Source organism: Aestuariibaculum scopimerae (assembly GCF_059428085.1).
Map to the genome: position 1 here is coordinate 3,693,961 of NZ_CM182089.1, position 15,727 is coordinate 3,709,687.

Consider the following 15,727-nt stretch of genomic DNA (forward strand, 5'->3'; position numbering starts at 1 on the left):
CCTATTCAGGCACCAAACTCACCCATTCAGTCCAAGAGCCATCATAAACCGAAAGATTACTATAGCCAGAAACTTCTGCTCCCAAAGCTAAAACACAAGCCGTAATGCCCGCACCACAAGAAAAGATAATGGGTTCGTCTTGCTTTGCCAAAGTTTTAAATAAGGGTTGTAGCGCTTCTTTGTCCTTAAGTAAACCATCTGCTAACAACGTTTCATAAGGCAAATTTACCGAGTTTGGTATATGTCCGCTACGCAAACCTTCACGGGGTTCGGGGGCTACCCCGTCAAACCGACCCTTTGAGCGTGCATCGATAATAATATGTGACTTTTGCAAAGATGCTGCCTTTACACCTTTAAAGTAAGTCATAAGTGCAGGTTTATAATGTGCCACAAAGTTACCCAAAGCTGGCACTATATTTTTTTTATCCGTTGTGGTATAGCCCGCTTTTAACCATGCTGGGAGTCCACCATTTAAAACAGCAACTTGGTTATGCCCCATAGCCTTAAATAACCACCAAGCCCTTGCACTGGAGTAAATGCCCTGGTCGTCATACACCACAATAGCACTATCTTGATTAATACCCAGCTTTTGGGCAGATTCTGTAAATTGCTTTTCTGAGGGGAAGGTTGTTGGAAACGGCGCCGAAGTATCACTAAAATCCTGTTTTAAATCGAAAAAAAGGGCATGGGGTATTTGTACATCCAATACTGTATCAGAACCCGTAGGCACTGCTTTTTTAATAGTAGCATCTAAAATTACTAAATTATCTGCATGAAGATGCGTGTGCAACCAGTGTACAGAAACAAGAGGTTGTTTTAATGTAATATGTGCCATGAAAGACTTACTTTTTATAATTATCGTTCCAATCTTTTACTTTAGGCTCTCCTAGTTTTCCAACCGACTTGGCTACCAACATAGACACAGCCGCATCGCCTGTAACATTTACAGTGGTTCTACACATATCCAAAGGCCTATCAATTGCAAAAATAAGCGCCAAACCAGCCTCAGGAATACCTGCCTGTGCCAGTACTATTACCAACATGACCATGCCTGCTCCTGGAACAGCAGCACTACCTATAGAGGCCAATGTAGCTGTAGCAATAATACCCAATTGCACACTAAAACTTAAATCCATACCAAAAGCCTGTGCAATAAATACTGCAGCAACCGCCTGGTACAAACTAGTTCCATCCATATTAATGGTAGCACCTATGGGCAGTACAAAACTAGTTACTTCCTCTTCTACACCCAAATGCTCTTCAACACGCTCCATGGTTACGGGTAAGGTAGCAGCACTAGAGCTTGTTGAAAAAGCTAAAAGCTGTGCCGGACTAATGCCTTCAAAAAAGAACCTGGGCGTTTTTTTGGTAAACACATATACAATGGTTACATATACCATAATCATTAAGAACAAGCCCAAAACAACACACATGGCATACCAGCCTAAAGCCTTAAACAAATCGGCGCTTGGGGCTTCAACCACCAAAGCGGCCAATAAAGCAAACACCCCATAAGGGGCCGTTAGCATAATAATATCAATCAGTTTTAAAATAACCTCATTAAACCCATCAAAAAAAGCTTTAACGGGCTTTGCTTTTTCTTCTGGAATTAAAATTAGCCCCAATCCAAAAAAGATAGCGAAGAATATAACCTGTAACATACTGCCATTATCACTGGCCGAAGCAAAAATGTTACTGGGTACTAAATCCTCTAAAGCTTGTAGCGGACCTGCTTCTTTTTGTTTTTCAGCTGCTGCTATTTTAGAGCCTGCATCGTCCTTATAGCTTTCTACTAACTCCGTTCTAGTCTCCTCACTTATAGATTTTTCAGGTTTAATAGTGTTTACCACCAGCAAACCAATAGAAACCGCTATAACTGTTGTAACAATATAAATACCTATAGTTCTACCTCCCATTTTGGAAAGCTTGGAAATATCCTTTAAATCGGATACCCCTTTTATTAAAGAGGCCAATATTAAAGGCACCGCAATAAGTTTAAGGGCATTTATAAAAATATTCCCAAAAGGTTTAATCCAATCTGCAACCAACTCAGCACCACCATCAAAATAACTCATTAGTAAACCCACAACAACCCCAAGGGCCATGCCTAAAAGTATTTGCCAATGTAATGCTAGTTTTTTCATATGTTTATTTTTATTGTTTTAGAGGTCATATGGAACACCTAGACAATCATACTCGTGTGTGTGAATGCAATTCTCATGGGTGTTTCATCTATAGTTATTTATTATAATTTAAAACTTTACTCATGAGTAAAAAATCGGCAATTACCAGCGCCGCCATCGCTTCTACAATGGGCACAGCTCTTGGTACCACACAAGGATCATGGCGTCCCTTGCCCTGCATTTCTACCGTATTGCCGTCTTTATCAATGGTCTCGTATTTTTGAATAAGTGTTGCCACTGGCTTAAATGCCACATTAAAATAGATATCCATACCATTGCTAATACCGCCTTGAATACCACCCGAATAATTTGTTTTGGTCGTACCATCGTTATTAAACGCATCATTGTGGTCGCTACCATACATGGTACTACCTTCAAAGCCACTACCATATTCAAAGCCTTTAACGGCATTAATAGATAGCATAGCCTTACCCAATTCGGCATGCAACTTATCAAAAACAGGCTCTCCCAGACCAACTGGTACATTTTTAATTACACAGCTTACAATACCACCTACAGTATCACCCTTACTCCGCACTTCTTTAATATAGGCTTCCATTTTTTTAGCCATAGCGGGGTCTGGACAACGCACAGCATTTGTTTCCGTTTTCGTTAAATCCAAGTCTGTGTAAGGCTTATCCAGCTTCATGGTTCCCACACTAGATACGTAAGCCGTAACCTCAATACCTTGTAACATTTGCTTGGCAACCGCACCAGCTACAACGCGACAAGCCGTTTCTCTGGCCGAACTACGTCCGCCACCCCTATAGTCTCTAAAACCATATTTTTTATCGTAAACATAATCTGCATGGCTAGGTCTGTAACTATCCTTTATATGTGAGTAATCGTGCGATTTTTGATTGGTATTTTCAATAACAAAGCCTATAGAGGTGCCCGTGGTTTTACCTTCAAAAATACCCGAATAAAACTTTACGGTATCTGGCTCCTTACGCTGTGTAACAATGGCCGATTGCCCCGGTTTTCTTCTATTAAGTTCTGCTTGTATTGCATCTAAATCTAATGCAATGCCAGATGGACACCCATCAATCACCCCACCTAATGCTGGCCCATGAGATTCGCCAAATGTTGTTAAAGTGAATAATTTTCCAAAGGAATTCCCTGCCATATGTAAAATTTTGTTGCTAAAGTAAATCTATTCTTAGAGAAACAAAAATGAAATTCTATAAAGACTGGTAAAATATTGCAAAACACTCATAACATTTGTTTAACGTTAAGCTGATATTTATATAATTATTACATAATACCTAAGTAAAATAAAAACTGGTAATTTGTAATAATTAACCTAATAGCTTGAAGATTAAACGTAAAATAGAAGTTGCTGTTATATCAGATGTTCATTTAGGCACCTATGGCTGCCATGCCAAACATCTGTTAACTTACTTAAACAGCATAGAGCCCAAAAAGCTTATTTTAAATGGTGATATTGTAGATATTTGGCAGTTTAGCAAACGGTACTTCCCCAAATCGCACTTAAAGGTCATTAAAAAGATTATGGACATGGCGGGCGATGGTGTAGAGGTTATATACATTACCGGCAACCATGATGAAATGCTTAGGAAGTTTAGTGGCATTAGCATAGGAAACATTTCTATTGTAAACAAACTGTCGTTGGAGTTGGATGGCAAAAAAGCATGGTTTTTTCATGGTGATGTGTTTGATGTGTCTATACAAAACGCAAAATGGCTTGCCAAACTGGGCGGATATGGCTACGATTTGCTAACCTTACTAAACCGTGTGGTTAATTGGTATTTAGAGTACCGGGGCAAAGAGCGTTATTCGCTATCTAAAAAAGTGAAAAACGGGGTTAAAGGCGCCATTAAGTATATTAACGATTACGAAAAAGTTATCTCAGACCTAGCTATTGAAAATGGTTATGATTATGTGATTTGCGGCCATATACACCAACCCAAAATGGCCTATGTAGAAACCAAAAATGGTAAAACCATGTACTTAAACTCTGGAGACTGGGTAGAAAACTTTACCGCCCTAGAATACCAGTTTAAGCGTTGGAAGATTTATAACTATAACAAGGACAAGCTATCCCCTTTTTATATTGACGATGATTTTAAAGATATGGAGATAACAGATCTTATTGCCGCCATTACTATTGTAGATAAGCACTCTAAAAAATCAAAGTAATGCTTCCCTTAAAATAGTCACTGGATGTTTAGGTTCCCGCTTAGTTCCATCCTTAATTTGATGCCTACAACTAGTGCCATTGGCGGCAATTATTGTACTATTTGAAGCTTTTCTAATAGCTGGAAATAGGGTTTGCTCGCCCACATTCATACTCACCTCATAATGTTCGGCTTCATACCCAAAACTGCCCGCCATACCACAACATCCACTAGGTATAATGGTTACTTTATAGTTTTTAGGTAGGTTTAACACCTCAAAACTAGATAGTTGGTTACTTAATGCTTTTTGGTGGCAATGGCCATGAAATTTAATGGTTTTGGCCTCTTGGGTAAACTGCTTTGAAGTAATATGCCCCAAAGCTATTTCCTGCTGTAAAAACTCCTCAATTAAAAGCGTATGCTGTGCTATCTTTTCAGCTGCCAGTTTATCGTCCGCCAACTTTATATACTCATCTCGAAACGTTAATATGGCCGAAGGCTCTATACCAACCAAAGGGGTTTCTTTCGAGATTAAGAACTTAAAGACTTCAACATTTTTATTGGCACAGGCCTTGGCTTGTTTAAGCAGCCCTTTAGAAAGAAACGAACGTCCAGACTCGGCATGCTTTACCAATTTTACATCGTAGTTTAAAGCCCTTAAAAGCTGGATGGCATCTACACCAATAGACGTATCCAAGTGGTTAATAAACTCATCATTAAAGATATAAACCGTCTTAATCGGGCTTTTTATATGTTTTTGATTTTCAATATATTGAAACACCTTTTCTAAACTTTTATTAGAAATTAAAGGCAGGTGCCTTTCCTTGGCAATTCCAAACCCTTTTTTTAAAACAGATGCCGTTAGGGTATTAGAAAACATAGCATTGGTTAGCCTAGGCATTAAACTGCCGTACTTATTAAATGTATTGTTGTAAGCAAACAATTTAGTGCGTAACGAGGTGCCGTTTGCTTTTTGGTATTGGTATTGAAACTCGGCCTTTAAACTGGCTACATCCACACTACTGGGGCACTCACTGGCACAGGCTTTACAACTTAGGCATAAATCGAATACGGCTTTTAGCTCCTTGTGGTTAAAAGGGTTTTGTTTATTAGAGTTGGTTAAAAACTCACGCAAGGCATTGGCCCTGGCACGTGTAGTATCTTTTTCATTTCTGGTAGCCCGATAACTGGGGCACATGGTACCGCCAAACTCAGGCAGTTTACGGCAATCGCCCGAACCATTGCACTTTTCGGCCTCCCTTAAAATACCTTGCGAAGCCGAGAAATCCATTACCGTTTCAATCTCTGGCTCTACTCTATCCACTTTATAGCGCAACGATTGGTCCATTGGGTAAGCATCTACTATTTTGCCCGGGTTAAAGATGTTATCTGCATCAAAAACCGTTTTAATACGCTTTACAATATCATAATTAGCTTGGCCTATCATCATTGGGATAAACTCTGCCCTAACAATACCATCGCCATGTTCGCCACTCATGGCTCCCCTGTATTTTTTTACTAAATGAGCCACATCGGTCGTTATTTTTCTAAACAGCGCCACATCTTCAGATTTTTTTAAGTTAAGTACCGGGCGCAAATGCAGTTCGCCCGCTCCGGCATGGGCATAATAAATGGCTTCTTGGTTGTAGCCCTTCATTAATGCCGTAAACTCTAAAATATAGTTGGCCAAATCGGGCAAAGCCACAGCGGTGTCCTCTATACAGGCTGCCGATTTTTTATCGCCAATAATATTGCCCAATAAGCCCAAACCGGCACTGCGCAAATTGTTGGCCTTATGTATATGTTCGCCTTCTAGCGTTGGGTATGCATAGCTTAAGCCAGAAGCTGCTATGGCTGCTACCAATTTATCTGCCAGTATAGTAACCTTTTCCTTGGTATGGGCGCGTACCTCGCACATTAAAATGGCTTTAGGGTCGCCCTCAATAAAACGCCTGTTTTCCTGTTGGGTTTTGTTGTGCTTAGTACAATCTAAAATGGTTTTATCCATCATTTCACAGGTGTACAGGTTGTGCTCCATTACTAAGGTAACCGCATTTAAGCAACTTTCTATACTGCTAAAATGTGCGGCCACCATAATAGCCTCATCAGGAGGTAACTTATCCAGTTTTAAGGTTATTTGTGTGGTAAATGCCAAAGTGCCCTCACTGCCCGAAAGCAATTTACACATGTTAAAGGGGGTATTGGTATTGGTAAACACATCCGTTTTAATCAACTCATCAATAGCATAGCCCGTATTTCTGCGGTGTATTTCAGGCTTAGGGAAATTATCAACAATGCCTTGTTGTACAGCCTTTGGGCGCAATTCTTCATAAAGCGTTTTATAAATCTGCCCCTCAAGTGTGTCTTGTTTTAATTTGTCTTGGAAGTCTGCAGCCGTAATATCCTTAAAAACCACCTCACTGCCATCACTTAAAATGGTATGCATTTCAATAACCTTATCGCGCGTTACACCATATTGAATGGATGTGGTACCCGATGAGTTGTTACCTACCATACCGCCTAACATACACCTATTGGATGTAGATGTATTGGGGCTAAAAAACAACCCAAATGGCTTTAGGTAATTGTTTAGGGCATCTCTAACCACACCGGGTTGTACGGTTACTGTTTGTGCTTTTTCATCAACATTAATAATATTGGTAAAGTATTTAGAAACATCTACAACAATGCCTTCACCCACACATTGACCCGCTAATGAAGTACCCGCCGTTCTGGGAATTAAGGATGTTTTTTGTGTTTTTGCAAACTGTATAAGTTGCCGTATATCTTCATTGTTTTTAGGGTAGGCCACGGCCAGCGGTAGCATTCTGTAAACCGATGCATCGGTAGCATAAAGCGATTTTATTAAATCGTCAAATAACAATTCGCCCAAAAGCGTTTTGCTTAATGCTTGTAAATGTGCAGTTAAGGTCATGTATAGATAAAATTGTTTATAATTCTAAAAAGATGTTAAATATAATTAGATTTTAGGCGTTATTTTTGTAAAAACGATCTGATTTATAAAAAAGAACGTATATTAAATTAATAAAACAAAACTTACACTTTATGAAAAAATTATTTTTATTATTTGTTGTAGCATTAGGATTTGCTTTTACATCGAATGCCCAAGAGATTTCTAACAATGCCATTGGTTTACGTTTGGGAGATAGCGATGGCTTAGGCGCCGAGATCTCGTACCAACATGCTTTAGGTAGCAATAACCGATTGGAAGTGGATTTGGGCTGGCGAGACGGTAAAAACTACGACGGTTTTAAACTTACCGGTTTATACCAATGGGTATTTTACTTAGATGGCGATTTTAACTGGTACGTTGGTGCTGGTGGCGGTTTAGGTTCTTTTAGCTTTGACAATGGAGTAAATGACGATTATACGGATACCTTTATATTTGCTGCCGGAGATATAGGTATTGAATACAATTTTGACATCCCATTATTATTGTCTTTAGACTTTAGACCTGAAATTGGTTTTGGTGATGACACTTATGAAAATAACGATTTAGATTTTGATATTGCCTTAGGTATTCGTTACCAATTTTAAAATATTACTAAAATGCCAATGTAGCATTTTGTTTAGCCACCGTGCATGAATCTCTTTTCATGCACGGTTTTTTGTTAGTATATATTCCACAAGGTCTTTTTTAAATTACATGGTTTTTTATATAAAAAATATTACGTATTTATTGTTTATTTATATGTAATTTATTAATTATGTATAAGTTTTTACATGTTTAGGTGTAAATTAATAATAACTAAATACAATATTAATTAACTATTTACCCCAAATTAAAATGCCAGATTTATTTAACAATCATCGTTTTAAGGAAGAGGAATGGATGACGAATAATGAAGTACAAGAATTTTTTAAAATAACAAAAAGCACCGTATACCGCTGGTGTAAAAAAAACATTTTACCATATACTACCATGGGAGGAACACGCTACTTTCCGCGACACTTTATTCAAAAAAACATGGCACACAGGTTATGCAATAAGGTACGCATGCCTAAAGACCCAGAGCATAAAACATAAAAAAAAGGTGCTTTAAAAAGCACCTCTTTTTAACAACCAATTGGTTTAAGTAAGTGTTACTGTACCTAAATAAGTACTGGTTGCGGCCAACTTTTTATCAGCCGTAACAAACGTAGCCCATACCTGTACATCTAAGCCAGCCCAATATGTAGGCAGTGGCATTTGTACCGTTGTTAAATCGCGAGTACCAGCAGGATTGGCCGTTTCAAACAAATCTAGAGACTCACAATACACTGCCAATACCAGCTCATCAGTTGCTCCAGCATTGCCCTGTCCGCTATTGTCATCCCAGGCAATTGTTAGTTCCTGGTTAACATCTGGCGTTACAGAACCATTGGCAACACCTCTTAAATCTCCTTTAGAAATCAAAACCTTTGGATAGTCTATTAAGTAACCACCCAATGGATCTGGCAATAAGGCCTCTTTAATATGATAACCTGTTGCCAGATTAAAAGGCGACTTATCATCTTGTTGTTTCCCAAAGTATGCCGATAGAATAAACTTAATTGGTGTTAAAAACAATATTACTGTTTTAAACCGATCGCGTTGCTCTATCTGAGCCTCTGTTGGTGTGTAAGTTCCGCGCTGAGGTAAGCTGCGCATTATATCTTTACCTCTCCAACGTACACCCACTACGTTGCCTACTTTTCCGGAGAATCCTCCGAGGATGCCTTTTGAAAATTTTCCCATGTTATAATAAATTTAGGGTTTAACATGCCACGAAACTAAAACGCCGTTTTTTATTTTACAAAACTGTGGGACGCATTGGAACTAAATGGGACGATTTGGGACGGTTTGGGACTATTTGGGAATACCCTTAAAAAAATAGGGGGTTTTGTTCGAGGTTTGTTCGGGGTTTGTTCGTCCTTTACTCAGGGTTATTTTTTTTAGATGGGGGTTTGGACGAACAAACCTTGGAGCAAACTAGATTTAAGCTTGAATAAATGCTGGGGTTTGTATTAATTTTTCTGATTTTGGAAAAATCAGTGCCTTTTATATTCTAAGAATATTTAAAATTTTATAAATAATAAATTTAAATTTGTGGGTGTAAGCCAAAATAAATGGATAAAGTTGTAATTGTTGGAAGTTCCAGAAACGACGGAGATACCACTACCCTAGTAAACGAATTAATTGAGATCTCTAAATGGGATGTTATAAACTTAAACACCTATAATTTTAGCTATTACGACTACGAACACCACAACCGCGATGATGATTTTTTGCCTTTAATGAAACAAATCATTACACGCTACAATACCCTAATTTTTGCAACCCCGGTATATTGGTACGCTATGAGTGGCATTATGAAAGTGTTTTTTGATAGATTGACCGATTTACTGACCATTGAAAAAGACCTAGGGCGCAAATTACGTGGTAAAAAAATGGCTGCGATAAGTAGTTCTATGGGTGGTAATCTAGGCGAACATTTTTGGCTTCCCTTTACCGAGTCTGCAAACTATTTGGGCATGCATTATCTTGGCAATGCACATACTACCATTGGAGAAAACAATTCGCAGAAAATAGCACAATTTATAGCTCTGGTTGAAGAATGAAAATCTGTATGGTTCAAATAAAGCCCCATAAGGGAAACATTGAAGCAAACATCAAAGACCATTTGCTATGGATTGATAAAGCTATTTTGCATAAAGCAGACTTAATTATTTTTCCCGAGCTATCATTAACAGGCTATGAACCTGAGCTTGCTAAAGCATTAGCAACCGATATGTATGATTCTAGACTGGATGTGTTTCAAAAAATAAGTGATGTTAGTAACATAATTATAGTTGTAGGGTTACCTACCAAATCTGAATCCGGAATTTTAATAAGTTGTATCCTTTTCTCTCCCAACGCACCCAGACAAACCTATTCCAAACAAAAACTGCATGCCGATGAAAAGCCATATTTTATTGAAGGCACTAAAGATATTATATTAAATATAGACAATTGCGGGATCGCTTTGGGAATCTGTTACGAAGCGTTACAACCCGAACATTTTGAAAAAGCTAAAACCTTAGGTGCAAATGTGTATTTGGCTAGTGTTGCCAAATCCCAAGCCGGTATTGAAAAAGCTTTTAATCATTTTCCTGAAATGGCAAGAATGTATAACATGTCTGTTTTGATGTCTAATAGCATTGGTTATTGTGACAATTTTGAGAGTGCGGGGCAATCAGCAGTATGGGATGGAAATGGGATTTTGAAAATGAAGCTTAATCATGGCAAGGAAGGCATGATAGTTTATGATACAATAATTTATAATGAAAAAACTGGATGAAAAATTTAACATTGTGAATTAATGAAAAATAGTAAAGCTCTTTTAATAATAGACATGCAGAAAGGTTCTTTTACCACAAAAACACCCCGTTTTGATACTAATGGGGTTGTTAAGCGAATAAATGCGCTTTCTAAATTATTTCGTGAATTAAAATTACCTGTTATTTATATTCAACACAATGGCACTGGAACAGGAGAATTTGAAAAAAACACAACAGATTGGGAGATACTAGACGCTTTAATTGTTAAGCCCGAGGATATTATGATTGACAAATATGTTAATGATGTGTTTTATAACTCTAAACTACATTCTAAACTAAAAAAACTTAACGTAAATGAGTTGTTTGTTACTGGGTGCGCAACCGATTTTTGTGTTGAGGCTACTGTACAATCTGCTTTAACCAAAGATTATAATATAACTGTTGTTAAAGATGGGCATACTACTGCTGAAAGACCCCATTTAAAAGCCAAGCAAGTAATTGACCATTATAATTGGGTCTGGCAGAATATGGTACCAACTAAAGGGCTTATTATTGTAAAAACAACTGATAAAATAAAAAAAGCATTAATACCTTAAACTCATAAAATGAAAACCCATAATTACGAAATCACTATGGAGTGGACCGGTAATGAAGGCCAAGGCACTAAAAATTACAGGTCTTATAACCGAAACCATACTATTTACTCAAACGGGAAATATGCTGCCATAAACGGTTCTTCAGACCCCGCTTTTTTAGGAGATAAAACACGCTATAACCCAGAGGAACTACTGGTGTCTGCCCTATCCTCTTGCCACATGCTGGCATACTTGCACCTTTGTGCCGTAAACAAAATAGTGGTTACTGAATATATTGATAACGCCAGTGGCATTATGGAAGAAACCCCGGATGGCAGTGGTCGGTTTACAAAGGTTACACTACACCCTAAAGTAACGGTTACAGACGCCGGTATGGTTACCAAAGCTAATGCATTGCATGAGGAAGCCCATAAAATGTGTTTTATTGCAAATTCTTGTAATTTTAGGGTTGGGCATGAGGCTGAGGCTTTGGTTGGATAAAATAACTTAACATTTGAAAACAATGGATAAGATAAAATTAGAAAAATTAGCTTTATCTTTTCGCAAACTTATGGCACATATTAGCTTTTATAAAATATCATTTTGGAAATGGGGTTGGGCTACCGGTTGTAAAACTATTGATAGTAATTTAAGCGGGAGAGTTTATTGAATTTGTTAGCTTCTTGAATATATTATTGACATTAAAACAAATACCACTTAACTAATTATAAATAAACAACTTAAATTTCCATCTTATAGTTTTAAATTATACATTTAGAACTAATTACTCTTTAATAATAACTAAACCTAGATGAAAACAATAGTTTTAACCTTATTTTTTGCTTTAACTATATGTTACTGCAAAGCACAATCTCTAGACAATTACACACCCTTAGACCCTAAAAACCCCATTACGTTTCATGGGGACTATATAACTTATAATGGCAATAAAATAGCATTAGGGCCTCGTTCTTTTTTTATTGACGGGCAGCTCTCTAATGCAGAAGTTAGTAAATACCCCTATGTATTTAACTCTATTAACGAAGCAGCCAAACAACTTACAAACGGCACTGAAGAAACTCCCATGGTATTAAACCTAGCGCCTTATGTGTATTGGATTGACGACCCGGACGATCCTGCTATACGTACTGCACAACCGGGCGAACGTGCCCCTTATGGTTTGATCATAGCTTGTGAATGGCTACGTTTTAATGGTCTTACTGATAAAGCTGAAAATGTAGTTATTGCTGCTAATCGCGGACAAACCATTGGCTCTAAAGGTAATTTTACACTGTTTAAGTTTATGGGCGATGGTACCAGCTCTGAAAACCTAACCTTTGGCAACTATTGTAATATTGACTTGGTGTACCCGCTAAAGCCTGATTTAAATAGGGAAAAGCGTGCTTCTGCTATTGTGCAGGCACAGCTTATTCATTGCAATGGCGATAAAATAGTGGCTAGAAACACCTATTTTTTAAGTCGGTTAAATTTATGTCCGTTTACAGGTGGTAAGCGGGTGCTATTTGATCAATGCCACTTTGAATCTACCGATGACGCCCTTTGCAGCACGGGGGTTTATATAGATTGCTCTTTTGAGTTTTATAATTCTAAACCTTTTTACAGAACAACCGGTACAGGTGCTGTTTTTCTTGATTGTGACATTAAATCGTTTACAAAAGATAATCAATATTTCGTAAAGGCTAGTGGACAAATGGCCGTAATAGATTCTCGCTTTGATTTGGAACCTAACACCTATTTAGGTTGGAGAGACCAAACACCTATTGAAATGGTAAGCTATCAATACAATGTAAGTAATGATGGTGAGGCTATAATGATTGGAGAAAAAGCCCCTGCATCTACTGTAATGATGGCTAATAAGCCTGTTTTGAATGCCTATAGATTTGAATACAATAACCAAGTAGTTTATAATACTTATAATTTACTTAAAGGGGATGACGATTGGGACCCTATGAGCCAAAAAACATTGGTTTTGGAAGCTGAAAAAGCACTTGATAAGCCTTTAACTGAGCTGCCAACGCAATTGCTTATTGGCCCAACAGATGTGACCATTGAAACTGAAAAATCACAAATTACACTAACTGCCAAAGTAAACCGCTTTGGTAACTATCCTAAAGGTGGCGAAACCATATCTTGGTCTGTAGCACCAGAATATGAGGCTTTAGTACAATTAGTGCCTAGTGCAGATGGACAATCTTGTGATGTTATTCCAACAAACAACCATAACGACACTAAGGATGTTATTGTGGTAGCCCATACGGCTTCTGGCTTAAAAGCGGCCAGTGTAATACATGTAGCGCCTTCCATTCTTGAGGCGCCTTTTTTTAATACATTTCCAAAGGTTACAAAAGAAAACGGAACGCTTAGTGTGGCTTATGAGCTGGATACAGATTTTAAGGATGAGTCGCTTGTGTCTTGGTCCCGCTGTATAAATGATATGGGGGACTCTCCTATAGAGATAGCGGTTTCTAGATTTGATAAGCCCATGCTCTCTTATAAATTAACTGCTGGTGATATTGGATATTATATTAAAGCTAGTGTAACACCTAAACACATTCGATCTGAAATTGGAAACACTATTGGATATGTAATGTCTAAACCCATATCTAAAAAAGATGTGAAAACGGATTTAAATACCTTGCACGAGGATTTCAAGAATCTTTCTACAAGTAATCAAACACTTGTTATTCCCGGTTTTTGGACACTGGATTATTTTGATCCTGAAACCGCTAACGTTAATGAAGATGCCTGGTATTATGGTGAAGGTAGAGATGGCGCCACCAATGTATGGGGGCTTTTACAAGGCCGTAGTGGTCGCCTAAGCTATACGCCTACCAACAAGCGGTATAAGGATATGGATATAAACCTTGTTGTTGCGCCCTTTAAATCTGATGGGCAAGGGTTTGCTGTAGCTCCATTGTATATGGATGTACTTATAAAATACAATGCGCTAACAAAAAGCGGTTATGGCCTTAGAATAATAAGAACAACTAAATACCACAATGCTGTAGATTTCATCTTAATAAAATACAACTATGGTAGTGTTACAGAAATTAGCGATCCGGTTTCTTCTTTATGCTATAGAACACCTTGTTACATAAGTTTAGCTGTTAATGGCACTGAATTGACTGCCCATGCTGAAACAAAGGCTACGGACTTTGACGAGGCATCGTACGGGCCTGAGGTTGCAAGAAAAGTAAATTTAAAAGCCACTATTGATCCCAATGCCTATGGCGGATTGGGTATTGAATACAGCGGTGGTGCACCTTGTGTTATAACAGAAATACAAGCAAAATGGCAATAATAACCTATACGGCTATTTATAGCATTAAACACCTAGAAAGGGTGTTTTCGTAAATAGTCTCGTATTGTGGTACTATTTCATGCAAATCGAATTTTAAGGCTTCTTTTCTGGCGTTCTTTTTAAACGTTATCAATTGTTCTGGATCACTCAAAATATGAAGTGCATTTTTGGTCATATCTGCTACATCACCAACATTGCTTAAAAAGCCTGATACACCGTGTATGTTAACTTCTGGTAAACCACCAGTATTACTAGAAATAATGGGCACTCCAGAAGCCATGGCTTCAAGGGCCGCTAAACCAAAGCTTTCTGATTCTGAAGGTAATATAAACAAATCGCTAAACCACAATATTTTGTCTATCTCATTACTCTTACCAAAGAAAATAACCTTGTTTAAAATGCCTAATTCTTGACATTGTATTTCTATATGTTCACGCTCTGGCCCTTCTCCTACCAACATTAATTTAGCTGGCATTTCTTTTTGAATGTTGTAGAACACTTTTATAACATCCTGTACGCGCTTTACGGGCCTTAAATTACTAATGTGGGTAATGATTTTTTCTCGATCACTGGCCATCATAATACGTTGGCAATCTGTAAAACCATTATTATACTTGTCTAAGTCTATAAAGTTTGGCACCACATTAATCTCATTTTTAATATCGAACAACCGCAAGGTATCATCTTTTAAACTTTGTGACACTGCTGTTACGGCATCAGATTTATTGATACTAAAGGTTACTGCCGGTTTGTAAAAGGGATGGTTCCCTACAAGGGTAATATCGGTTCCGTGCAATGTGGTGACTATGGGAACATAAATATTTTCTTCTATAAGCATTTTTTTAGCCATATAAGCCGCATAAGCGTGCGGTATGGCATAATGCACATGAAGAATCTCTATTCTGTGGAGTTTTACCATATCTACCAACTTACTAGATAGCGCCAGCTCATAAGGTTGGTAATGAAATAATGGATACTCGGGAACGGTTACTTCATGGTAATGTACATTATTACTTAACAGTTCCAACCTTACGGGTTGGTTGTAGGTAATAAAATGAACTTCATGACCGCGTTTAGAAAGTTCTAAACCCAGTTCGGTAGCTACCACACCACTACCCCCAAACGTAGGGTAACAAACAATACCTATTTTCATCTGTTTATTTTTATTGTTTTAGAGGTCATATGGAACACCTAGATAATCATACGCGT

Annotated in this window: 15 protein-coding genes; 9 read left to right on the forward strand and 6 right to left on the reverse strand. The window is 37.8% G+C overall.

What is annotated here, in order from left to right; translation table 11 throughout:
- Window position 1: 1 nt before the first annotated feature.
- The 3 genes from AC5SR4_RS16040 to aroC all read right to left on the reverse strand — a co-directional run bounded on the left by AC5SR4_RS16040 (window position 2) and on the right by aroC (window position 3,309).
- Window positions 2–835 carry a sulfurtransferase gene (locus AC5SR4_RS16040; RefSeq protein WP_495357292.1) on the reverse strand — a complete coding sequence of 278 codons (834 nt, stop codon included), beginning with the start codon at window positions 833–835 and terminating at the stop codon, window positions 2–4.
- Between the two features lie 7 nt (window positions 836–842).
- Complete coding sequence (locus AC5SR4_RS16045) at window positions 843–2,144, reverse strand: dicarboxylate/amino acid:cation symporter (protein WP_495357293.1); 1,302 nt, start codon at window positions 2,142–2,144, stop codon at window positions 843–845.
- A 94-nt stretch (window positions 2,145–2,238) separates the two neighbouring features.
- Window positions 2,239–3,309 (reverse strand): chorismate synthase, encoded by a 1,071-nt coding sequence (gene aroC / locus AC5SR4_RS16050; protein WP_495357294.1) that lies wholly within the window; start codon window positions 3,307–3,309, stop codon window positions 2,239–2,241.
- 185 nt (window positions 3,310–3,494) lie between these two features.
- Between aroC and AC5SR4_RS16055 the strand changes: the two genes are divergently transcribed.
- Complete coding sequence (locus AC5SR4_RS16055; protein ID WP_495357295.1) at window positions 3,495–4,343, forward strand: UDP-2,3-diacylglucosamine diphosphatase; 849 nt, start codon at window positions 3,495–3,497, stop codon at window positions 4,341–4,343.
- Here AC5SR4_RS16055 and AC5SR4_RS16060 read toward each other — a convergent pair.
- Window positions 4,335–7,256: an FAD-binding and (Fe-S)-binding domain-containing protein gene (locus AC5SR4_RS16060; RefSeq protein ID WP_495357296.1), complete on the reverse strand. Its 2,922-nt coding sequence runs from the start codon at window positions 7,254–7,256 to the stop codon at window positions 4,335–4,337. The genes AC5SR4_RS16055 and AC5SR4_RS16060 overlap by 9 nt on opposite strands.
- A 131-nt stretch (window positions 7,257–7,387) precedes the next feature.
- Between AC5SR4_RS16060 and AC5SR4_RS16065 the strand changes: the two genes are divergently transcribed.
- Window positions 7,388–7,879 carry a hypothetical protein gene (locus AC5SR4_RS16065; RefSeq protein ID WP_495357297.1) on the forward strand — a complete coding sequence of 164 codons (492 nt, stop codon included), beginning with the start codon at window positions 7,388–7,390 and terminating at the stop codon, window positions 7,877–7,879.
- Between the two features lie 250 nt (window positions 7,880–8,129).
- Window positions 8,130–8,369: a helix-turn-helix domain-containing protein gene (locus AC5SR4_RS16070; protein WP_495357298.1), complete on the forward strand. Its 240-nt coding sequence runs from the start codon at window positions 8,130–8,132 to the stop codon at window positions 8,367–8,369.
- Between the two features lie 45 nt (window positions 8,370–8,414).
- Here the strand turns inward: AC5SR4_RS16070 and AC5SR4_RS16075 are convergent, their stop codons facing one another.
- Window positions 8,415–9,059: a DUF6266 family protein gene (locus AC5SR4_RS16075; protein ID WP_495357299.1), complete on the reverse strand. Its 645-nt coding sequence runs from the start codon at window positions 9,057–9,059 to the stop codon at window positions 8,415–8,417.
- Window positions 9,060–9,430: 371 nt separating this feature from the next.
- Here AC5SR4_RS16075 and AC5SR4_RS16080 point away from each other — a divergent pair, with 371 nt between their 5' ends.
- The 6 genes from AC5SR4_RS16080 to AC5SR4_RS16105 all read left to right on the forward strand — a co-directional run bounded on the left by AC5SR4_RS16080 (window position 9,431) and on the right by AC5SR4_RS16105 (window position 14,518).
- Window positions 9,431–9,922: a flavodoxin family protein gene (locus AC5SR4_RS16080; protein WP_495357300.1), complete on the forward strand. Its 492-nt coding sequence runs from the start codon at window positions 9,431–9,433 to the stop codon at window positions 9,920–9,922.
- 8 nt (window positions 9,923–9,930) lie between these two features.
- Window positions 9,931–10,641, forward strand: a complete 711-nt coding sequence (locus AC5SR4_RS16085; protein ID WP_495357301.1) for a carbon-nitrogen hydrolase family protein — start codon at window positions 9,931–9,933, stop codon at window positions 10,639–10,641.
- Window positions 10,642–10,662: 21 nt separating this feature from the next.
- Window positions 10,663–11,217 (forward strand): cysteine hydrolase family protein, encoded by a 555-nt coding sequence (locus AC5SR4_RS16090; protein ID WP_495357302.1) that lies wholly within the window; start codon window positions 10,663–10,665, stop codon window positions 11,215–11,217.
- 9 nt (window positions 11,218–11,226) lie between these two features.
- The gene (locus AC5SR4_RS16095; RefSeq protein WP_495357303.1) at window positions 11,227–11,697 is read left to right on the forward strand and encodes an OsmC family protein; all 471 of its coding nucleotides are present in this window, start codon (window positions 11,227–11,229) and stop codon (window positions 11,695–11,697) included.
- A gap of 22 nt (window positions 11,698–11,719) precedes the next feature.
- Entirely contained in the window at window positions 11,720–11,866 is a 147-nt protein-coding gene (locus AC5SR4_RS16100; RefSeq protein ID WP_495357304.1) for a hypothetical protein, read from the forward strand.
- A 141-nt stretch (window positions 11,867–12,007) separates the two neighbouring features.
- Window positions 12,008–14,518 (forward strand): pectinesterase, encoded by a 2,511-nt coding sequence (locus tag AC5SR4_RS16105; protein WP_495357305.1) that lies wholly within the window; start codon window positions 12,008–12,010, stop codon window positions 14,516–14,518.
- A gap of 16 nt (window positions 14,519–14,534) precedes the next feature.
- Here AC5SR4_RS16105 and bshA read toward each other — a convergent pair whose 3' ends face one another.
- Window positions 14,535–15,671: an N-acetyl-alpha-D-glucosaminyl L-malate synthase BshA gene (bshA, locus tag AC5SR4_RS16110; RefSeq protein ID WP_495357306.1), complete on the reverse strand. Its 1,137-nt coding sequence runs from the start codon at window positions 15,669–15,671 to the stop codon at window positions 14,535–14,537.
- Window positions 15,672–15,727: the final 56 nt, after the last annotated feature.